Consider the following 21,750-nt stretch of genomic DNA (forward strand, 5'->3'; position numbering starts at 1 on the left):
CCCCAGAGGGGATCACCTACCGGCTCTTCCCGCCGGTCCGTCGTTCCGTCCTCATCCGCCAAGCCTGTTTGCCCGTACTACACCGCTATGACAATCCGCACTGCGCGGAGTAACTCCTCACTGCCGTTGAGATTAAGCGTCAGAGAGGTAACGAGCAAGCAAAGACCCGCTGTCAAGCTGCTTTGGACTAGTCAAGCGAATAGCCCGAATCATCCGTGAATGACGATGTTTCCGCACCCTCGTCCTCCAGCACTTCGCGGATGACGCGAAAGGCCAGGCCGGGGCCGTATCCCTTCCGGGCGAGCATGCCGGCCAGTCTGCGAGTCCTGACCGCGGGCTCCAGGCTTCGGGTCGAGGAGAGCTTGCGCCGAACGAGGCGACGGGCGGTCTCCGCCTCCTCCTCGGGATCGAGCTGATCCACCGCTTCCTTCACGGTCTCCTCTTCCACCCCGCGGTGGCGGAGCTCCGAGGCGAGGGCCTTTCTGGCGAGCCCTCGCCCGGCGTGGCGTGAACTCACCCATGCCGCGGCGAACGCCTCGTCGTCGATGAGTCCGACCTCGGAGAAGCGGTCCAGCACGGCGTCCGCCGCCTCCTGTGGCACCTCACGCTTGCGCAGCGCCTCCGCGAGCTGGGCTCGGGTGCGCGGCGCCATGGTCAGCAGCCGCAGACAGATGCCTCGCGCCACCGCCTGCGGGTCGGCCTCGGACTTCCGGCTCGCCCCGGCCCGCTCGGCCGATCCGTCGGACCCGCCTGGTCCGTCGGGGCCGTCGGATCCTTCGGGAAGGAAACCCGGGGTAGCCCTCCCTGAGCGCCGCCCGCCACGACGGGAGGCACGTTTCCTCCGGCCGCGGGGTGCGTCGCCCGCAGGTTCCGCGGTCTCCTCGCGGAACCCTTCCTCAGAAGCGGACGAACCGAAGTCGCGCCCACGTCTGCCCGGTGAGGCCGCCCGAGGTTCGTCGGGCCAGGCGCCCCAGTCTCTCGGCCCGGCCTGGTCGGCCGGACCGGAGTCAGGTCCCGTCGTCATCGATCAGCCCGGACTCAGGCGTCACCCGGCTTGGGAGTGGCGGCCTTGGAACCGCGACCGGACCCGGCGGAAGACGCGGCACCGGCCGCACGGCCGGACGCGGCGGCCGGGGCCGAAGCCGCGGGGACGGGCGACGGGGCGGCCGGGCTGTCAAGGCGCGGGCCGACACCCAGCTTCTCCTTGATCTTCTTCTCGATCTCGTTCGCCATGTCCGGGTGGCTCTTGAGGAAGTTTCGCGCGTTCTCCTTGCCCTGGCCGAGCTGGTCACCCTCGTAGGTGTACCAGGCGCCGGACTTGCGGACGAAACCGTGCTCGACGCCCATGTCGATCAGGCCACCCTCGCGGGAGATGCCGACGCCGTAGAGGATGTCGAAGTCGGCCACCCGGAAGGGCGGGGCCATCTTGTTCTTGACGATCTTCACCCGGGTGCGGTTGCCGACCGCCTCAGTGCCGTCCTTCAGCGTCTCGATGCGGCGGATGTCGAGACGGACCGAGGCGTAGAACTTCAGCGCCTTTCCACCGGTCGTGGTCTCGGGCGAACCGAACATCACGCCGATCTTCTCGCGGAGCTGGTTGATGAAGATCGCGGTGGTGCCGGTGTTGTTGAGCGCGCCGGCGACCTTGCGCAGCGCCTGGGACATCAGGCGGGCCTGGAGGCCGACGTGGCTGTCGCCCATCTCGCCCTCGATCTCGGCCTTGGGCACCAGTGCGGCGACCGAGTCGATGACCAGCAGGTCGACGGCGCCGGACCGGATCAGCATGTCGGCGATCTCCAGCGCCTGCTCACCGGTGTCGGGCTGGGAGACGAGCAGCGCGTCGGTGTCGACGCCCAGCTTCTGGGCGTACTCCGGGTCGAGCGCGTGCTCGGCGTCGATGAACGCGGCGATGCCGCCGCCGCGCTGGGCGTTGGCCACCGCGTGCAGGGCGACCGTGGTCTTGCCCGAGGACTCGGGACCGTAGACCTCGACGATGCGGCCGCGTGGGAAACCGCCGATGCCGAGGGCCACGTCGAGCGCGATGGAGCCGGTGGGAATCACCTCGATGGGAGCCCGGGTCTCGTCGCCCAGGCGCATGATCGAGCCCTTGCCGAACTGACGCTCGATCTGAGCGAGTGCGGTCTCAAGCGCCTTCTCGCGGTCGTTAGCTGCCATGGGAGCCCCCTGAAGGGTCGCGGGTTGGATCGGTTGCCAGAAAGCTACGGGGTGCCGCCGACAATTTCGGGAGGGCACGCCAGGAGTGGTGGCCTGTTCAATATAGCCGAACGACTGTTCGATCGCCGCCCGTTGGCACCACGGGTTGCGGGAGTCGCGAACCATCGCGGAGGTCACCCGCGCACGACCGGGCACGACCGGACGCCGACGAACACAGACGGACGCGGACGAACACGAGCGGGCGCGGACGGCGGGTCCACCTTGGCGGTCCAGATGTCGCGTGGCGGTCCGACGAACACGGGGGCGCGGACGGCGGAGCCGCCGGCGAGGCGTGCGTGACACCGGGTGCGACAGGCATCATCGGGCACGAATGGCTACGAAACACATGAATAGCCGGTAACTGGCATAGAACGCCATAGGTCTACGCAACCAGGCACGGGCGGCGGGGCCGCCGACGAGGCGCGTGGCGCCAGGCGCCGTGGGCACCGGCGGCGGGAGAACCGCCCCGGAGAACCCGGAACCCATCCGAAAGGCGACATTTCCAAGAATTACCTGGAGCCTGTTGTAACCGGGCTGACCTGGGGTGATCCTGAGGGGAAACGACCCGAGGTGCCCGACGTGCCCAACGCGTTCACACAGCAACGCCTAGCCCATCTCGACTCCCTCGCCGCCGAACTGCGACAACGAGGGATGGTGAGCCGCACCCTCGGCGGCACCGCCCCCGTGCTGTGGGTGTGGCATCCCGACAGTCACCGGCAGACGATCGTCTTCGCCACGCCGGTCAAGGACGGCTGGCTGTTCCTGTGGGCACCGGACGGCGAGGAGAGCGCCGACGATCCCGCGCACGCGGCCGAGGTGGTGGAGAGGCTCCTCGTCCCGCTTCCCGAATCCTGACCGGTTCTCAGCGGAGCCTGGGTGAGACGTCGGTCACCCCGCACACGGCGTGCCAGACCTCCTTCGCCCCCACGCCGTCGGCCAGCGCCTGGACCACGGTCCGACCGCCGAGATCGGCGATGACGTAGTCGTTGGCCCATGAATCGGCGTACCGGTCACCGAAGTGTGACTTCATCCGCTTCCAGAATTCCGACAGGCGCATACCCCAAGTATGGGTCCACTCCGGGGTGGGGGAGCCCGTTCCGAGACGCCGCCTGACCGCGAACCACCCCGTCTCCCGATTTCCCGTCCAGGTCCGCCGGGACCGGGACGGGAGACGTACGGGGGAAGGGCCGTCGCCGGTGAGAACGCGGGCGGCCAAGGTCCGGGGTGAGGAGGCGGAGTCGTCAGAGCACTCGGGAGCCGTACATCTCTCCGAGGGGGTCGGCGAGCAGCTCCAGGCGTGCGCCGTCGGGGTCGGCGAAGTAGATGGACGCGCCACTCTCGACCTGGTGCGGCACTCCCGCCGCCTCCAGCTTGCCCCGCAGGCGCTCCCACGTGGAGGGATCGACGGAGATGGCGATGTGGTGGAGCCCGCCGAGAACCTCTTTGTAGGGGCCGAGGTCCAGGCCGGGGAAGTCGAAGAAGGCGAGGAGGTTGCCGTTGCCGATGTCGAAGAAGAAGTGGTTCGACCCCCGGTAGTCGCGGTTCTCGAAGATCTCCGTGAGCGGGAACTCCAGGAGGTCCTGGTAGAACGCGATCGTCGTCTCGACGTCGGAGGAGATCAGCGCGAAGTGGTGCAACCCCCTCGCGCTGCTCGGCGGGCGGTGCTCCCTGAGGTGCTCCGCCTTGATCCGCTCGCGTGTCGCCTCGATGGCCTGATGGTCGATGCTCACCGTTAGCTCACCACTCAATGCGTCGTGTGTTCGTCAAAGTCGTGTCCGTGACGACAGGGGGCCAACCTATCCCGGACGCCATGTCATGGTCGCAGGGCGTCGGGAAGACCCCCGGGAGGCGTGGTCTCCCTCGTTCCTGCCGCGAGGCCGGTTCGTGTGTCCGCAGGTGACGCGCGGTCCGTCCACTCCCGCCCGCCGGTCGGCGGTGGCGGGTTCTGTCGGTGGGACCGTGCAGTATGGGCGGTGACCCGGTTGGTCGGCCGGACCGGGAGCCAGGGGGGCGGCGATGAGCGAGACAACGGGCACGGGCGGCGCGCTCGACCACTTCACCCGGATGACCAGAGACTGGTTCACCGGGGCGTTCTCCGCGCCGACCGCCGCGCAGGAGGGGGCGTGGGCGGCGATCGCCCGGGGTGACAACACCCTGGTGGTCGCGCCCACCGGCTCCGGCAAGACGCTCGCCGCCTTCCTGTGGTCGCTCGACCGGCTCGCCTCCGCCCCTCCCCCCGACGCCGAGACCTCCGGTACGGGTCAGGCGGGCGGTGCGGGCTCGCGACGCGGGCGGGGGCGTTCTCGCGGGGACGGCGAGCCGGCGAGGCGGTGCCGGGTCCTGTACGTGTCGCCGCTCAAGGCTCTCGCCGTCGACGTCGAGCGCAACCTCCGGGCCCCGCTCGCCGGGCTGAGGCAGACCGCGCGGCGGCTCGGTCTGCCGGTGCCGGAGATCTCGGTGGCGATCCGGTCGGGCGACACCTCCCCCGAGGAGCGGCGCCGGTTCGCGACCAGGCCGTCCGACATCCTGATCACCACCCCCGAGTCGCTGTTCCTGCTGCTCACCAGCCAGGCCCGTGAGGCGTTACGCGACGTGGAGACGGTCGTCGTCGACGAGGTGCACGCGGTGGCGGCCACCAAGCGCGGCGCGCACCTCGCCCTCAGTCTGGAGCGGCTCGACACCCTCCTGCCCAGGCCCGCCCAGCGGATCGGCCTGTCCGCGACCGTGCGCCCGGTGAGCGAGGTGGCCGCCTTCCTGGGTGGGACGCGCCCGGCGACAGTGGTCCAGCCGCCCTCCGAGAAGGAGATCGCGGTCGAGGTGGTCGTCCCGATCGAGGACATGACCGAGCTCGACACGCCTCCCCCCGCCCCCGACGACGACCGCTGGCTGACGGAGACCCCGGCCAGGCGGTCGATCTGGCCGCATGTGGAGGAGCGGCTGTTCGAGCTGATCGGCGACCACGCTTCCACGATCGTGTTCGCCAACTCCCGGCGGCTCGCGGAGAGACTGTGCACCCGCCTCAACGAGCTGGCGTGGGAGCGACGGGACGACGGCGGGGAGCGGGCGGCGGAGGAGGGCGTGGGAGCGGAGCCGGTGCACTGGGCCGAGGGGTTCCCCGTGCCACCGGCCTCCATCTCCACCCCTGCGGCGATGATGGCGCAGGCCGGTGCGGCCAAGGGGGTCGTCCCTGAGATCGTGAGAGCCCACCACGGTTCGGTGTCGAAGGAGGAGCGCTCCCAGATCGAGGAGGCGCTCAAGTCCGGGCGGCTGCCCGCCGTGGTCGCGACCTCCAGCCTGGAGCTCGGCATCGACATGGGCGCGGTCGACCTGGTGGCGTGTGTCGGGGCACCGCCGAGCGTGGCGAGCGGCCTGCAGCGGATCGGCCGGGCCGGGCACCAGGTGGGGGCCGTCTCGCGCGGCGTGATCTTCCCCAAATACCGGGGGGACCTGGTCCAGACGGCGGTGGTGGCCGAGCGGATGAGGAGCGGGGAGATCGAGGATCTGCGCTACCCGCGCAACCCCCTCGACGTGCTCGCCCAGCAGATCGTCGCGATGACCGCGCTGGACGAGTGGACGGTCGACGAGCTGGAGGAGGTCGTGCGGCGGGCCGCCCCCTACCGGACGCTGCCCAGGAGCGCGCTGGAGGCGACGCTCGACATGCTCGCCGGGCGATACCCGAGCGAGGAGTTCGCCGAGCTGCGGCCGCGCATCGTCTGGGACCGGGTGACCGGCACCCTGCGGGGCCGTCCCGGAGCCCAGCGGCTCGCGGTCACCAACGGCGGCACGATCCCCGACCGGGGATTGTTCGGCGTGTTCCTGGTCGGGGAGAAGTCCTCCCGGGTGGGCGAGCTGGACGAGGAGATGGTCTACGAGTCGCGGGCCGGTGACGTGTTCGTGCTGGGCGCGACCTCCTGGCGGATCGAGGAGATCACGGCCGATCGGGTGCTGGTCACGCCCGCCCCCGGCCAGCCGGGAAAGCTCCCGTTCTGGCACGGCGACACCGCGGGGCGGCCCGCGGAGCTGGGGAGGGCCATCGGCGCGTTCCTCCGCGAGATGTCGGCGGCGGGCGCGGACGCCGGAGTGGGAGGCGGGGGCGCCCGGAGCCCGGGGACGGGAGCGGCGAAAGCCGAAGACGGAGCGGCGGAGGCGAGAAGCGCCGGAGCGGGAGGCACGGGAGACGGAGAGAGGAGGAAAGCGGGGAACGGGAAGACAGGTAAGGCCGAAGCGGGCGACGCGGCGCGGGAGGGCGCCCTGGAGAGGATCAGGGCGGCGGGACTGGACGAGTTCGCCGCGGCCAACCTGCTCTCCTACCTGGCCGAGCAGCGGCAGGCGACCGGCTACGTGCCGGACGACAGGACGTTGCTGGTCGAGCGCTTCCACGACGAGCTGGGCGACTGGCGGGTGGTGGTGCACTCCCCGTACGGTGCCCGGGTGCACGCGCCGTGGGCGCTGGCGATCGGGCGGCGGCTGCGGGAGCGCTACGGCGTCGACGTGCAGGCCGTGCACTCCGACGACGGGATCGTGCTGCGTGTTCCCGACACGCTCTCCGATCCTCCGTCCGATGTCGCGATCTTCGACGCGGACGAGATCGAGCGGATCGTCACCGAGGAGCTGGGCGGCTCGGCGCTGTTCGCGGCGCGGTTCCGCGAGTGCGCGGGAAGATCCCTGCTGTTGCCGCGCCGCGTGCCGGGCAGGCGGTCGCCGCTCTGGCAGCAGCGGCAGCGCGCCTCGCACCTGCTGAGCGTGGCGGGCCGCTACGGGTCGTTCCCGGTGGTGCTGGAGACGATGCGCGAGTGCCTCCAGGACGTGTTCGACGTGCCGGGGCTGGTCCGGCTGATGCGTGACATCGAGGCGCGGCGGGTCCGGCTGGTGGAGGTCGAGACCGGCCAGGCGTCGCCGTTCGCGGCGTCGCTGCTGTTCAACTACATCGGCGCGTTCATGTACGAGGGCGACGCCCCGCTGGCCGAGCGACGCGCCCAGGCGCTCGCGCTCGACACGAGCCTGCTGGCCGAGTTGCTCGGCCAGGCGGACCTGCGCGAGCTGCTCGACCTCGATGTGATCACCGACACCGAGCGGGAGCTGGCCCGGCTGGACAGGCCGCTGCGCGACGCCGAGGATCTGGCCGACCTGCTTCGCTCCCACGGCCCCCTCGTGGCCGAGGACGTCGGCGTGCGCGAGGGCGACCCCGCGTGGCTGACCGCGCTGGAGGGCTCCCGGCGGGCCATCAGGGTGCGGGTGGCGGGGCAGGAGCGGTGGGCGGCGATCGAGGACGCCGCCCGGCTGCGCGACGCGCTCGGCGTGCCGCTGCCCGTGGGTGTGCCGCACGCGTTCCTGGAGCCGGTCGACGATCCGCTGGGCGACCTGCTCGCCCGGCACGCCCGTACGCGCGCCCCCTTCCTCGCGAGCACCGCCGCGGCCAGGTTCGGCCTCGGTGCCGCGGTCGTCACCGAGGCGCTGCGCCGCCTGGCCGCCTCGGGGCGGGTGGTGAGCGGGGAGTTCAGGCCGGGGGGCCGCGGTGAGGAGTGGTGTGACGCGGGGGTGCTGCGGATGCTGCGCCGCCGGTCCCTCGCCAGGCTCCGCAAGGAGGTGGAGCCGGTCTCCCCGGAGACCCTGGCCGCCTTCGCGCCCGCCTGGCACGGCATCAGCGGCTCTCCCCCACGGGGCAGGCCGCCGATCGACGCGCTGGTGGGCGCGATCGAGCAGTTGCAGGGTGCGGCGGTGCCCGCGTCGGCGTTGGAGACGCTCATCCTGCCCTCGCGGGTGCCCGGATACGACCCGTCGCTCCTGGACGAGCTGACCGCCTCGGGCGAAGTGGTCTGGGCAGGGCAGGGGTCCCTGCCAGGCGGTGACGGCTGGGTGTCGCTCTACTTCGCCGACACCGCGCCGCTGCTGATGCTCCCTCCCTCCGACGTCACCCTGACGCCGGTGCACGAGGCGGTGCTGGAGGTTCTCGGCGGCGGGGGCGCGCTGTTCTTCCGCGAGCTGGGCAGCCGGGTCGGGGCGCTCCTGACCGGTTCCGTCCCGGATGACCGCGCCCTGTCCGCCGCCGTGTGGGATCTGGTGTGGTCGGGCCGGATCACCGGTGACACGCTCGCGCCGCTGCGGGCCGTCCTCGGAACGGGACGCCCCGCGCACCGCCCGGCCCCGACCAGGCGCCGTCGGGCGGTGCTGCCGACGAGGAGCGGCCCGCCCACCGTGAGCGGGCGCTGGTGGGCACTGCCCGCCCTCGCGGAGGACACCACCCAGCGCGCCCACGCCCAGGCCGAGGTGCTGCTGGAGCGACACGGCGTGGTGACCAGGGGGGCGGTGACCGCCGAGCGGCTGCCGGGCGGGTTCGCCGCCGTCTACCAGGTGCTTCGCGCCTTCGAGGAGAGCGGCCGATGCCGTAGGGGTTACTTCGTGGAAGGGCTGGGCGGCGCCCAGTTCGCCCTTCCCGGCGCCGTCGACCGGATGCGCTCCACATCCCTCTCCCCCACCGGGCCGGACACGGCGCCGGCGCCCGACCCGTGGAGCACGCGGAAGCCGGAGAGGGCGGAGGCGAGCACCCGGCGGGCGGTGGTGCTGGCGGCCGCCGACCCGGCCAATCCGTACGGCGCGGCCCTGCCGTGGCCCGCCCATCCCGGGGAGGTGTCCCACAAGCCGGGCAGAAAGGCCGGGTCCCTGGTGGTGCTCGTCGACGGGCACCTCGCCCTCTACGTCGAGCGCGGCGGCAAGACCCTGCTCTCCTTCTCGGGTGACGATCGTCTCCAGCCCGCCGTCGACGCCCTCGCGCTCGCCGTGCGCGACGGCGCCCTGGGCAAGCTCACCGTCGAGCGGGCGGACGGCACCGCCGTCAACGACTCCCCCCTGGGCGCGGCCCTGGAGTCCGCCGGGTTCCACCCGACCCCGAGAGGGCTGCGTCTGCGGGCATAGAGCACCGTGACCTGTCGTCCGGTCCGGCCCCACCTCGCGTCGACGCGCGTGCCACGTGACCTGTCATCCGGCCCGCGTATCGATACGTGCGCTCCATGCCCCGTTGTCCGGTCCCGCCCGTATCGATACGCGCGCGCTCCATGACCTGTCATCCGGTCTTGCCCGTGTCGGCGCGTGTGCTCGGCGAGGCGATTGCAGTCGTCCACCACTGGTTCGCAACCGGAGATTGGGACATTGGCCGCGTTGTCAGATCGAAAGGGGAAACAACGATGGCCAAGGCCAAGCCTCAGCTGTCCGAGCTGGCCGGGATCGGCACCGAGCTGGAGGAGAGCCAGCTCGCGCAGGTCAACGGTGGGTACTACTGGGATTTCTACCACTGGGAGGACTTCGCCCCCGGTGGCTGGGCGTACTGACGCCGCGCGCGTAGCCGGACAGGCATGAGAGGACGGGGCGTGGTCGTCGACCGCGCCCCGTCCGTTTTCTCTTCGCCCGTTCCTTCCGGCCCTCTCCGAAAGAGGGCCGGGGTTACGCCGCTCAGGACGGGGTCGTCGTCTTCCTGATCGGTTCCGGGAGTAAGCCATCCGGCGGACTCCCGGTGGTGGCCGCCGCCAGGTGAGCACTCTGTGTTCCCGGGCCTTGAGTCCTGATGAAAGACCGCGCCTCTGCCGACCGGCCGGCCGGGAGAAGTGATCGCTTTCAGCGTGGAGACCCCGCCTTCGGGCGTGGGAAGGACGTCATCTCCGAATCGAGATCACCTCGGCTGTCGGCTCGCCGCGCTCGCGTTCCTGGCGCTCGCGCTCCTGGCGCCTCTGGATGGCCTGGAAGCCGACCAGGTCGTCCGGGAGCGCGTCGGGGACGTCGGTGTCGAACCTGGACAGCGTGCGGGTCCGCATCGCGACCAGCGCCGTGACCACGATGGCGACGGCGAACAGCACGTACATCAGGCCGACGCCCCGGCCCTCGCCGGTGCCGAGCACGAGGCCGACCGTGTCGGCCAGCGGCCCTCCGGGGAGCATCAGCGGTTCGAACAGCTCGCTGCCGTACGGGGCGACCAGGCCGAAGCCGACCGGCAGGGTCGACCAGGCGACGAGCGTGTTGAGCGCGATGACGCGACCGTGGAAGCGTTGCGGCACCTTGACCTGGATGATCGTCGCGTAGACGCCGTTGAGCATGGTCAGCCAGAACGACATGCCGAAGGCGCCGATCCCGATCAGGATCAGGTTCTGCTGCAGACCGGTGACCAGGCAGAAGACGCCGAGCACGAGGGTGGAGAGCATGACGCCGCGCAGCCGCTGCCGTCGCGGGCCTCCCCAGACGGTCATGGTCAGGCCGCCGAGGAAGACGCCGAGACCGCCGAAGAAGGAGATCCGGCCGACGTCGTCCAGGGTGGCGAAGCCCAGGACGAGCGGTGAGATGAGCAGGAAGAGCGGGGACAGGAAGATGTTCAGCACCGCGAAGAAGAACAGCATGCCGCGGAAGCCCCGGTTGCCCCAGGAGAACTTCCAGCCCTCGACCATCTCGGCGACCAGCGACTCCCTGCGCTTCCACGCCATCGTCTTCGGGAAGCGGACGAAGAGCAGCACGCTGATCGCGAAGACGTACGCGGCGACGTCCAGGACGAGGATGCCCTCCAGCCCGATCGCGGCCATCAGGCCGACCGCGGCCAGCGGGACGACGAGCTGAGCGGTACCGGTGACCATCTGGACCACACCGTTGGCGTGCCCGAGGAAGCGTTTGGGCACCAGTTGCGGGATGGCGGAGTTGTAGGCGAGGCGCTGGAAGGTCAGCGCGATCGACAGCAGCACCAGGAGCGGGTAGATGTGCCAGATCTGCAGGTTGCCGGTCCACAGCAGGATGCCCAGTGTCAGCTGGGTGCCGAACGCGCCGATGTCTCCGGCGATCATGATCTTGCGCCGGTCGTGGCGGTCGACGAGGGCTCCGGCCAGCGGGGAGACCAGCATGCCGGGAACGAGCGCGAGGACGGAGAAGAGGGCGAACCTGGCGAGCGAGTCGGTGGTGATGTAGATCCACAGCGGGATGGCGAACTCGGTGAGCGACGACCCGACGATCGAGACGAGCTGCCCGGCCGCCACGACGGCGAACCGTTTCATGCTGGGCGGAGGTCCCGAGCGCGCCGGGGTGCCCGTCGCGAGCGGGTCTGTCGTCCCCGGTGGCGCGCCGCCCGTGCCGGAGCCGGGAAGGGAGGACGCCGCGGAGTCAGGACCGGCGGAGTCAGGACCGGCGGGGGCGACCGGTCCCGCACCGGTGATCGCGGGTGCCGTCGTCGCCGGGGCGACTTCGGCGAGGTCGTCCTGGGTGGAGACGCCGCCGAGCCACCAGGTGGACCGGTCGGTGCGGGCCAGCTTGGCCGTGTCACCCGAGGCGATGGCCCGGTGGGTGCCGGTGACGATGGTCGCGAGCTCTTCCGCCCGATATTTCAGGAAAAAGTGCCCGGCCTCGTCGAGGACGACCACGGCCGTGGAGCCGGTGAGAAGATGCCACTCGCGGTAGCGCTCCTGATAGAACTCGGTGGCCGGGTCGCGGTCGCCCGCCACGGAGATGATCGGCGCCTTGAGCGGCTCGACGCCCTCCTCGAAGAGGTGGGTGAAGTAGCGCTCCGCCTCCTTGGTGCCCTTGCGACGGTTGTCGATCATCAGCTTGAGCTGGTCGCGCTCCAGGTCCTCCACGTCGAGACCCGCGGCCTGCAGGGCGTTCGCCCAGACCTGGTCGCTGCGGAGGCGGTCGGTGAGGTTCGACAGCTTGGCCAGCACCGAGGTGGGGCGGGCGAAGGGGAAGATGCCGCCGAGGTAGATCGCCTCGACCTGGCGGCCCGCGGCCTCCAGACGACGGGCGATCTCCACGGTCAGCATGACGCCGAGCCCGCAGTGCCCGTACAGCGCGAGCGGGCCTCGGATGTCCTTGAGGATCTCGTCCACGCAGCCCTGCGCGACCTCCGCCACCGGCCGGGTCTCCTCGATCAGCCCCATCTCCTGGCCGGGGACGGCGACCGCGTGCAGCGCCCAGTTCTGGGGCAGCCTGTCGGCCAGCGGCTGGTAGATGGCGGCGCTGCCGCCGCCGTACGGCACGCAGACCAGGGTCGAGGTGGCCGCGCGGGCCGGGGTGAGCCGGTGCAACAGCATGCGCGGGCCGTCGTCGGCCGTCTCGACGAGCCGCGCCAGCTCGCGGACGGTCCGGTGCTTGAACAGGTCCAGGATCGTGACCTGGCGCCCGCCTTCAGGAATGGCTTTCCGAAGGCGGGCGACCACCTGTGCGGCGAGCAGCGAATGACCGCCCAGGTCGAAGAAGTCGTCCAGCACGCCGACCTGTACCAGGCCGAGCACCTTCGCCCACACCTCGGCGATCGCCTCTTCGAGAGGCGTCTCCGGCGGGACGAATCCGGCTTCCTGGTCGGGCCGCGCCTCGTCGGGTTCGGGCAGCCTGGCCCGGTCGACCTTGCCGTGCGACTTCAGGGGCAGCTCGTCCAGCCAGACGAACCGCCCGGGGATCATGTACTCGGGGAGCCGCTCACCGAGCCGCGCCCGCAGCTCGCTGACGCTGATCTGGTCTCCGGCGACCTCGCCGACCACGTACGCGACCAGCCGGTCCCCGCGCAGGTCGACGACGGCGTGGGCGATCCCCGGCTGGTCGGCGAGCACCGACTCGATCTCCGGCAGCTCCACCCGGTAGCCCCTGACCTTGACCTGCAGGTCGCGGCGGCCGAGGAAGCACAGGTCGCCCGAGGGCAGCCACCGGCCGAGGTCACCGGTCCTGTACATGCGGGCGCCGGGCCCGCCGTACGGGTCGGGCAGGAATCTCTCGGCCGTCAGGCCGGGCCGCCCGAGGTATCCGCGGGCGAGCCGGTCGCCGCCGAGGTAGATCTCGCCGGTCATGCCGGGCGGGACCAGCCGCAGGTGCTCGTCGAGCACGTAGACCGCGGCCCCGGGCAGCGGTCTGCCGATCGGCAGGTTCAGCGCCCGCTCGTGCTCGCCGGTGACGGCGTGGGTGGAGATGCCGACCGTCGCCTCGGTGGGGCCGTAGTGGTTGACCACCGTGCTGTGCGCGGTCAGCTCACGGGCCCAGCTCCACCGGGAGGCCTCGCCGCCGAGGACGAGGAGCTTGCGCGGGAGCAGCTGCGCGGGGTCGTCCACCGCGGCGAGCAGCGAGGCGAGGTGGGAGGGGGTCATCTTCAGGTAGTCGGTGCCGCTCAGCAGCCCGGCGAGCTCCTCGGCGGGGGCCTGCGGGTCGGCCAGGTGCAGCTCTCCGCCGGTCATGAGCGACAGGTAGAAGATCGTCACCCCGAAGTCGAACGAGAGCGACTGCAGCAGGGTGTAGACCCCGCCGGGTTCGACCTCGAAGCGCTCCTCGACCCCGGCGAGATAGTTGAGCACCTGCCGGTGCTGCACCCCGACGCCCTTCGGCCGCCCGGTGGTCCCCGACGTGTAGATCACGTACGCGAGATGGCCGGGCGACACCTCCGGTGGCTCGAACCCGGTCTCGTCAAGCGCCTCGGAGTCCAGGCGGATCGTCGGCGCGCCGGCGCCGGCGACGTCGGGAAGCAGGTCACACAAGGCGGAGGTGGTCAGGACGGCGACGGCTCCGGCGTCGGCGAGCATGTACGCCAGCCGGTCACGGGGCTGCTTGGGGTCGAGGGGCACGTAGGCGCCACCGGCCTTCAGCACGCCGATGACGGCCGCGGCCAGGTCGGTGGACTGGTCGAGGAAGACGCCCACCCTGGTGTCGGGGCCCACGCCGTGACGGTTCCTCAGCAGGGCGGCGATCCTGGTGGAACGCTCGTCGAGCTCGGCGTACGTCAGCGAGCCGCCCGCCGTCGACGCCGTACCCGGCCCTGAGCCGCCGCGCGTGGCGGGCAGCGTGGTCGAGACGGGCGAGCCCTCGTGGACCACGGCCGTCGCACCGGGTGTGAGCGCGGCCCGCGCGGTGACGAGGTCGTGCAGCAGTTCGTGACCCGACGGCCGGAGCGCGGGACCCGAGCCGAAGCCCAGGACCCTCTCCCGCTCCTCGTCGGAGAGCAGCGACAGCTCGCCCACCCGCGTGTCCGGGTCCGCCACGATCGAGCGCAGCAGCGTCTCGAAGCGCGCCGCCAGCAGTTCCACGGTCTCCGGGTCGAAGAGCGCGGTGCTGTAGGCGAGGTGGCCGACCAGCCCGTCCGGGCTCTCGAACAGGTAGAGGCCGAGGTCGAAGCGGGTCGTCCTCGCCGGGAGCGTGAGGTAGGAGACGCGCCCGTCCTCCTCGCCCGCCTTGAAGTTCTGCAGCGCGAAGGTGACCTGCGCGAGCGGCGACCGGCTCACGTCACGGACCACGTTCAGTTCGTTGACCAGCTGGTCGAACGGGAGCTCCTGGTGCGCGTAGGCGTCCAGGGCGCTCTCGCGCGTCCTGGCGAGGAAGGTGGTGAACGACGGGTCGTCGGCCAGGTCCGCGCGCAGGACCAGGGTGTTGACGAACATGCCGACGACCCCGTCCAGCTCGGGCAGCCCGCGCCCGGCGACCGGGGAGCCGACCGCGAAGTCCGTCTGTCCCGAGTAACGGGCCAGCAGGACCTGGAAGGCGGCGAGCAGCGTCATGTACGGCGTGGCGCCGGCCTCGGCGCCCAGCTCGGTGAGCCGCCTGGTGAGGTCGGCGTCCACCCGGACGTCGAGGGCGGCTCCCTCGTGGCGCTGCTCGGCGGGGCGCGGCCTGTCGGTGGGCAGCTCGATCGCGGGCAGCCCGGCGAGCCGGTCGCGCCAGTGGTCGATCTCGCGGCGGTGGTCGCGGCCCCGCTGCCAGAGGGCGTAGTCGCCGTAGCCGACCGGTGCGGACGGCGGGGTCCCGCCGTCGTGCAGGACGAGCAACTCGCGGATGAGCAGGTCGCTGGACCAGCCGTCGATGACGGTGTGGTGGGCGGCGATGAGAAGGACGTGGTCGTCGGGCGCGATCCTCACCAGCACGGTGCGGAAGAGCGGGCCGTGCTCCAGGTCGAACGGGACGGCGAGGTCGGCGTCGAGCAGCTCGATCGCGGCGTCCACGCCGTCCGCCTCGACGACGCGCAGCGCGGCCGGACCCGGCTCGTCGACGACGAGTTCCGGGGTGCCGTCGTCGGTGGTGAGGAACCGCGTCCGCAGGGCCTCGTGGCGCGCGACGAGCTCGTCCAGCGCCCGGCGCAGCGCGTCTTCGTCCAGCTCACCGCGCAGACGCACCGCGACGGGGACGGTGTAGGTGGTGGTGCCCGGCCGATACTGCTCAAGGAACCACAGGCGTTCCTGGGCGTGGGACAGGGGCGGGACGGTTCCTGAGGCGCGGCGGGCGACGGTGGCCCGTGACTCTCCGCGGCTCTTGAGCCGCCTGGCGAGCAGCGCCTTCTTGGCGTCCGACAGTGTTGTCTCGGTCACGCTTGTAACTCCATCCGGAGGGCCGCGAGGAAGAGCGCGGCGTCCCGTCCGTTGATCAGCCGATGGTCGTAGGCGAGGCCGATGTTGGCGACGGTTCTCATCGTCACCGTGCCGTCCTCGGCGAGTCGCGGTTCGGGCTGCGGCGAGGTGATCGCGAGAGCGCAGACCGTACCGGGGAAGATGAGGGGGATCGCGAGGATGACATCGGCGTCGGTGTGCAGGGTGACGGCGATGTTGGCACCGGTGAGGTCCTTCTCGCGGAAGTCCCCCTCGGTGGCGGCGAGCCGGTAGCGCATGAGCGCGTCGGCGATGGCCTTGAGCGAGCCGGTGTCGTGGACGACCGGCACGTACAGGCCCTCTCCCATGTCGAAGGTGACGCCGACGCGCGGGGCGTCGGCCGGATGTACCCGGTCACCGTCGACCGAGGCGAAGAACAGCGGGAACGCCGGGTGCAGCGCGGCCACGGCCTGGACGAACAGCTCCGCCGGCCCGACCGGCCTGCGTACCTCCCTGCTCAGCCCCTTGGCCCGCTCCAGCAGCGGGCCCACCTCGAACTTCACCACGGTGTACGCGGCGGGGATGGTCGCGTGCGAGGTGGTGACGGCACGCGCGACGGCACGCTGCACCCGCGAGAGGCGGTGCGCGCCCGGGTCCGCGGCCGACTCCCGCGCGTCCTGCCGCTCCTTCCGCGCGTCTTCGTGCACGTCTTCGTGCACGTCTTCGTGCACGTCGGAGGCCGTCTGCCCGGTACGGCGGCGGACCAGGGCCTCCACGTCGGTCCTGCGGACGACGGCGAGGCCCAGGGACGCGACCTCGGCGTGGGAGACGCCGAGCTCCTCCATCGCCACCCGCGCGGGAGCGGTGACGACCGGCTCGGCCACCGGCGCGTCCCGCTGCCGCGCCGCATCCTCGGAGACCACCGGGGCGGACACGCCGGTGACCGGCGCGGGCACGTCGGTGACCGGGGCGGGCTGCGGAACCGCCTCGGCGGTGATGCGGGCGAGGAGCGCGCCCGGAGCGATCCAGCTGTCGAGGGCGGCGACGTGGTGCAGGTAGCCGCTCTCCCCCGCCTCCAGCTCGTCGGCCGCCTTGGAGGTCTCCAGTACGGCGATCGGCTCTCCCGCGACGACGGGCTTTCCGTTCCCGACGAGCCACTCGACGACCAGGTACTCGGTGTCGTTGTTGTTGAGTTTGGGAACGTGGATGTCAGCCACGCAGAGCCTCCCGTACGGCGTGGTGGATCGTGGACTCCCCGGCCAGGACCTCGTTCTCCAGGTGCGCGGCGGTGGGGATCACGGAGTCCTGCGAGTGGACGAGGCGGACGGGTCCTCGCAGACGGTCCCAGAGACGGGCGTGCAGCAGGTGGGCGACCTCGCTGCCCCAGGTGCCCCCGGCGGTGCTCTCCTCCGCGACCAGGACGACATCCCCGAGGTGGGGCAGCAGCGTGTCGACGTCCAGCGGGTAGAGCCGGGAGGGGACGAGCAGCCGGGCGGAGATCTCCTCCTCCATCATCAGGGAGCGCATCGCGCCCAGCACCCGGTGGACCATTCCGCCGGGAGCGATGACCACGCAGTCGGGACGGTCACCCGCGTCGCGGATGTCCACCACGGCCAGGTCCCCGTCGCGGCGCATCAGGAACAGCGGGTCCACCCGTTCCATCTGCCGGGTGTAGAGGACCTTGTCCTCGAAGAACACGCACGGCTCGCCCCGTTCCAGCATCGCCGCGAACACCGCGCGGTTGTCATGGAAGGGGGACATCTCGTACAGCGACAGTCCCGGCATGCCGACGAAGTGCTTCTGCAGGCTCTGGCTGTGCGTGGGACCGTAGCCCCGGCCGCCACCGGTGGGGCAGCGCACCACCATTCGCAGCGGCAGCCGCCTGCCGTACATCGACACCGACTTGCCGGCGAAGTTGCACAGCTGGTCGAAGGCGAGCGCCACGAAGTCGCCGAACATGATCTCGGCCACGGCCGTGTTACCGGCGAGCGCCAGTCCCGCCGCGACGCCGGTGAGCGCGCCCTCGCTGATCGGGGTGCCGATCACCCGCTCGGGAAAGCGGGTGGAGAGCCCCTTGGTGATTTTGAAGGCGCCGCCGTACGGGTCGAGGATGTCCTCGCCGAGCACGTAGGCGGTGTGGTCGTCGTTCAGCAGCCCGTGCAGGGCCGCGTTGAGGTTCTCCGCTACACGCACGATCCCTCCCAGCGGGAGAGAGGGCGCGCGGCCACCTCGTCGGCGACGGCCTCGACCTCGGCCTTGACGACGCCGTCGAGCCGGTGGAAGTGCTCGGGGTGGTCGTGGGCGTAGCGGGCGTACCAGTCGTTCTCCCTCGCGGCCTGTACGACGTCGGCCGGGCGGATGTCGTCGCCCTTGCTGTGCGGCCCGAGGCGGTGGGTGACGAACTCGACCACCAGGGGCTGCCCCTCGCGCACCCGCGCGATCTCGCGTTCCAGCGAGAGGCGGATCTCGTTGACGTCGGTGGAGACGACCAGCCGGTGCGCGATGCCGAAGGCCGCCGCCCGGCCGGCCACCGTCCCGGCCATCTGCGAGGCGGTCGGAGTGGACTGGGCGATGCCGTTGTTCTCCACCACGACGAGCAGCGGGAGCCGCCAGAGCGCGGCGAGGTTCAGCGCCTCGTAGACCGCGCCCTCGCCCCAGGTGCCGTCGCCGATGTGGACGCAGGCGAGGGTGCCGGGCTCGGAGCGCTTGAGGTGCAGCGCGACACCGGCGGCGACCGGCATGCTCTCACCCTGAACGCCGGTGGACATGTAGCGGTCGCGGTGGATGTGCTGGCTGCCGCCGACGCCCCCGCAGACCGCGCCCTCCCTGCCCATGATCTCGGCGAGCAGGCCGTGCGGGTCGCGGAACCTGGACAGGTAGTGGCCGTGTCCCCGGTGGTTGCTGAAGACGTGGTCGGCCGGGCCGAGCAGGGATCGCAGCGCGACCGGGACGTACTCCTGGCCGAGGCAGGTGTGCGTGGTGCCGTTGAGGTCGCCCCTGCCGTACAGCTCCAGGAGCTTGAGCTCGAAGTGCCTCACCAACAGCAGGAGTTCCAGGTCGTCGTCGGCGAGGCGGGAGAGACGGAGGCCGTCGAGGATCTCAGTCATCGCCGAGGGAGTCCACGATCCCGGCGATTGTCGGGTTGTCGAAGAAGTCGTCGAGGGAGACCTCGATGTCCAGGCGCTTGCGCATCCGGGCGATGATCTGCGTGATGGTGAGGGAGTGACCCCCCAGATCGAAGATGTCGTCGTCATCGGCGATCGGTGATATGCCGAGCACCTCTTCCCAGATCTCGCGTACCTGGTCGTTCAGCGTGGTGACGGAACCCATCTCGTCCTCCAGAATTTCGTGCAGTGTCAGGTTGGGGTTGTGCGTGGCGCGTTCCAGAAGGAGACGCAGGTCGTCGGCGACCCTGGCGGCGTCGGGCACCGTCTCGGGGTCGTGGCGCAGGCTGATCTCCAGCCCGCCGGGACCGTCCACGCACTGCAGGTGCAGCGCGCCGCGTACCGCGTGGTTGAAGACGGTCCACTCCACCGACGCGTCGAGCCCGGTGAACACCGGGTCCGTGTCGCGGCGGGTGCGGTAGCTGACGGAGACGGGGACGAGCGCGGCGTGTGGTCTGAGGCGGGGCATCGCCCGGGAGAGCGGCACCTGGCGGAAGCGGTAGATCTCCCTCAGTTCGGTGCGCAGCGCGGTGGCGAACTCGCGGAAGGTCGCCTCGGGGGACGGACCGGAGGCGACCGGGAGTTCGTTGACGAACAGCCCGATGTGTCCCGCGGCCTCGGGGGTCCGGGTCGACAGGTCGACGGCGGTGGTGACCGCGGTGTTGCCGTAGCCGAGGAGCAGGGTGTGCAGCCCGGCGAGCAGCACCTCGAACCGGGTCAGGAGGGGGGTGGAGGAGAGGTCCCGCGACGGGTCCGGCTCGATCGACGGGTTCACGGTGAACCGCAGTACCCGGCCCTGGGCCGCTCGCCGGGATCTCAGCGCGCGGCCGAGAACGACGGTCTCGCCGGGATCGCGCCAGCGGGGCTTCCAGAACTCGCGCGCGGCGGGAAGCAGGGCGGCCACCCGGTCGCGCTCGGCCCGCCCGTGGTCGATTTCCGGCAGCGGGGGCGGCGGCTCGCCGTTGTAGAAGGCGGCCAGATCGCGCACCAGGATGTCCTTCGACTGCCCGTCGAAGATCAGGTGGTGGGCGACGAAGAGCAGGAGGTTCCGTCCGGGACCGATCTCGAACAGGGTGAACCTGGCCAGCGGCCCCTTCTCCAGGTCGAACGCGCGCAGGATCTCCTCCCGCACGGCCCGCCCGTACCGCTCGCCGTCCTCACCGCTCTCGCCGTCCCGGGAAGGCGAATGCGGCGAGGGCGAAAGGTCGCGCGTGTCCCCCGCCGCCCCCGCGGCGACGTCGGCGGAAGAGGGGATCGTCACTCGGCGTACGGGAACCTCGGCTCCCGGCACCAGCCGCAGCTCGTTGTCCACCTCCGCCACCACATCGCGCAGCATCGGATGCCGGGCGACCACCGCCGCGCAGGCCGCCAGGAGCGCTCCGGTGTCCAGATCGCCGCGCAGGTGGACGAGTATCGGCATGTGATAGGCGGCGCCCCCGCCCACGCTCTGCTCGGTCACCCACATCCCCTGCTGGGTGAACGTGACCTCCGGCAGGCCCGCGGACGTGTTCTCCCGCGAGGTCTCCGAGGTCTCCGCCACCTCGTTCCGTGAAGTGTTCTCGGCGGCGAGACCGGCCATCACTCGCTCTCCGTCATCCGGCGCAGGGCCTTCTTGTCGACCTTGCCGCCGGCGTTGCGCGGCAGGGCGTCGACCGTGATGACGTGCGCGGGCAACTCGTGCGGGGCGAGGCGGTCCTTGAGAAAGATCCGCAGATCCTCGGGCGCGAGGGCCTCTTCGGTGACGAGGGCCACCGCGACGACGGTTCCGAGCACGGGGTGGGGAACCCCGAACGCGGCGGCCTCGATCACCGCGGGGTGCCGGTAGACGACCTCCTCGATGTGGATCGTGGAGACCTTGAAGGCCCCGGACTTCACCACGTCGCTCTCGCGGTCGACGAGGTAGAGATAGCCTTCGGCGTCGATGTAGCCGAGATCGCCCATCCGCACCCAGCCGCCGCGGAAGGTCCCGTTCTCGGGGTCGCCGTAGTAGGCGCGCGGTGCCGCGGGGGATCGCATCCAGACCTCCCCGGTCTCTCCCGCCTCCAGTGGCTCCCCCTCCGCGGTGGCGATCCTGACCCGTCCTCCGGCGATGGCGCGGCCGACGCTTCCCGGCCGGTCCGGGTCGAACATCATCACCGTCTGGGCCGGGGCCGCCTCGGTCGAGGTGTAGTAGTTGGTGATCGTCGCTCTGGGGAAGGCCGTGGTCAGCGCCTGGGCGACGGCCGAGGGCAGCGGCGCGGCGGCCGAGCCGAGCAGCAGCACGCTGGACAGGTCGTGCCGTTCGGCCACCTTCGCGTTGATCAGCTCGATGGCCATCGCGGGGACGAGGAAGACCGTTCCCGCACGGTAGGACTCGATCAGCGAGGCGAAACGGGCCGGGGTGAAGCGCGGCAGCGTCACGACGGCCGGATGGGCGTCGAGCGCGTTGATCAGCATCGCCTGCCCGGCGTTGGTCCCGATCGGGAAGGCGTGGACCAGATGCCGGGAGTGCGCGAACGGGCGGCGTTTGGCACCGCAGCCGTAGGCCAGATTGGCATGGGTCGCCGAGACCCCCTTGGGACGGCCCGTCGTACCGGAGGTGTAGAGGATCTGGGCGAGATCTCCGGGCTCCGGAGGCGCGATATCGGCCTTCTCATAGGAGGTTTCGACGTTCAGACCGTCGACCGTGGCGCTCCAGCCGACCTCGGGCACCGCGAGACCCGGGGCGTGCACGACGCCGGTCGCGCGGCAGTTCTCCAGCATGAGGCGCAGGTCATCGAGGGCGAGGCGGTCGGAGAGCGGTACGCCCACCGCCCCTGCCGCCAGCACCCCGCAGAACGCCACGGCGTAGTCCGCCCAGTCCGCGGCCCCGAACACCAGACCCACCCGGTCGCCTCGGGTGACGCCCCGTGCGACCAGGCTGTTCGCGAGCGCGGTGGACCGCTCGTGCCACTCGCGATAGGTGAGCCGAGCCGAGCCGTGCACGATCAGCGCGACCCCCTCGGGGTCGGCGAGGGCTCGGTCCCTGAGCAACTGGGGGACGGTCAGGTTCACCAAGTGAACCTCCCATTAAAGATCGGATGTATGCGCGTTCGATG

13 protein-coding genes are annotated in these 21,750 nt (G+C 71.3%); 3 read left to right on the forward strand and 10 right to left on the reverse strand.

From position 1 onward, the window contains the following. Positions 1–187 precede the first annotated feature (187 nt). Positions 188–1,024, reverse strand: a complete 837-nt coding sequence (recX, locus tag ACFY3V_RS04520; RefSeq protein ID WP_389769910.1) for a recombination regulator RecX — start codon at positions 1,022–1,024, stop codon at positions 188–190. 14 nt (positions 1,025–1,038) lie between these two features. Further along, positions 1,039–2,175: a recombinase RecA gene (gene recA / locus ACFY3V_RS04525; protein WP_389769913.1), complete on the reverse strand. Its 1,137-nt coding sequence runs from the start codon at positions 2,173–2,175 to the stop codon at positions 1,039–1,041. A gap of 618 nt (positions 2,176–2,793) precedes the next feature. On the opposite strand from recA, the gene ACFY3V_RS04530 reads away from it, so the two are divergent. Continuing rightward, positions 2,794–3,069 (forward strand): hypothetical protein, encoded by a 276-nt coding sequence (locus ACFY3V_RS04530; RefSeq protein WP_362898520.1) that lies wholly within the window; start codon positions 2,794–2,796, stop codon positions 3,067–3,069. Positions 3,070–3,076: 7 nt separating this feature from the next. On the opposite strand, the gene ACFY3V_RS04535 is transcribed toward ACFY3V_RS04530, so the two are convergent. Continuing rightward, the gene (locus ACFY3V_RS04535; protein ID WP_350944641.1) at positions 3,077–3,271 is read right to left on the reverse strand and encodes a DUF3046 domain-containing protein; all 195 of its coding nucleotides are present in this window, start codon (positions 3,269–3,271) and stop codon (positions 3,077–3,079) included. 184 nt (positions 3,272–3,455) lie between these two features. Further along, positions 3,456–3,944, reverse strand: coding sequence for a VOC family protein (locus ACFY3V_RS04540; protein WP_350944643.1), 489 nt, complete (start codon positions 3,942–3,944; stop codon positions 3,456–3,458). Between the two features lie 286 nt (positions 3,945–4,230). Here ACFY3V_RS04540 and ACFY3V_RS04545 point away from each other — a divergent pair, with 286 nt between their 5' ends. Together ACFY3V_RS04545 and ACFY3V_RS04550 are read left to right on the forward strand one after the other, a co-directional pair. After that, positions 4,231–9,126: an ATP-dependent helicase gene (locus tag ACFY3V_RS04545; protein ID WP_389769918.1), complete on the forward strand. Its 4,896-nt coding sequence runs from the start codon at positions 4,231–4,233 to the stop codon at positions 9,124–9,126. A 269-nt stretch (positions 9,127–9,395) separates the two neighbouring features. Further along, positions 9,396–9,539, forward strand: a complete 144-nt coding sequence (locus ACFY3V_RS04550; protein WP_350944646.1) for a hypothetical protein — start codon at positions 9,396–9,398, stop codon at positions 9,537–9,539. Between the two features lie 321 nt (positions 9,540–9,860). Here ACFY3V_RS04550 and ACFY3V_RS04555 read toward each other — a convergent pair whose 3' ends face one another. The 6 genes from ACFY3V_RS04555 to ACFY3V_RS04580 are packed head-to-tail and all read right to left on the reverse strand — an operon-like array spanning position 9,861 to position 21,706. Further along, entirely contained in the window at positions 9,861–15,512 is a 5,652-nt protein-coding gene (locus ACFY3V_RS04555; protein ID WP_389769923.1) for an amino acid adenylation domain-containing protein, read from the reverse strand. Then, positions 15,509–16,726, reverse strand: coding sequence for a 2-oxo acid dehydrogenase subunit E2 (locus ACFY3V_RS04560; protein WP_389769926.1), 1,218 nt, complete (start codon positions 16,724–16,726; stop codon positions 15,509–15,511). Before ACFY3V_RS04560 ends, ACFY3V_RS04555 begins: the two co-directional genes overlap by 4 nt. Then, positions 16,719–17,702: an alpha-ketoacid dehydrogenase subunit beta gene (locus ACFY3V_RS04565; RefSeq protein WP_389769929.1), complete on the reverse strand. Its 984-nt coding sequence runs from the start codon at positions 17,700–17,702 to the stop codon at positions 16,719–16,721. The genes ACFY3V_RS04560 and ACFY3V_RS04565 overlap by 8 nt, the downstream gene beginning before the upstream one ends. Next, positions 17,693–18,616, reverse strand: coding sequence for a thiamine pyrophosphate-dependent dehydrogenase E1 component subunit alpha (locus ACFY3V_RS04570; protein ID WP_350944652.1), 924 nt, complete (start codon positions 18,614–18,616; stop codon positions 17,693–17,695). The genes ACFY3V_RS04565 and ACFY3V_RS04570 overlap by 10 nt, the downstream gene beginning before the upstream one ends. After that, positions 18,609–20,252: a condensation domain-containing protein gene (locus ACFY3V_RS04575; protein WP_389769933.1), complete on the reverse strand. Its 1,644-nt coding sequence runs from the start codon at positions 20,250–20,252 to the stop codon at positions 18,609–18,611. The genes ACFY3V_RS04570 and ACFY3V_RS04575 overlap by 8 nt, the downstream gene beginning before the upstream one ends. Further along, on the reverse strand, positions 20,252–21,706 hold the full coding sequence (locus tag ACFY3V_RS04580; protein WP_362898532.1) for a class I adenylate-forming enzyme family protein: 1,455 nt from the start codon (positions 21,704–21,706) through the stop codon (positions 20,252–20,254). The genes ACFY3V_RS04575 and ACFY3V_RS04580 overlap by 1 nt, the downstream gene beginning before the upstream one ends. Positions 21,707–21,750: the final 44 nt, after the last annotated feature.

It is taken from the genome of Streptosporangium sp. NPDC000095 (assembly GCF_042899335.1).
Taxonomy (GTDB): Bacteria; Actinomycetota; Actinomycetes; order Streptosporangiales; family Streptosporangiaceae; genus Streptosporangium.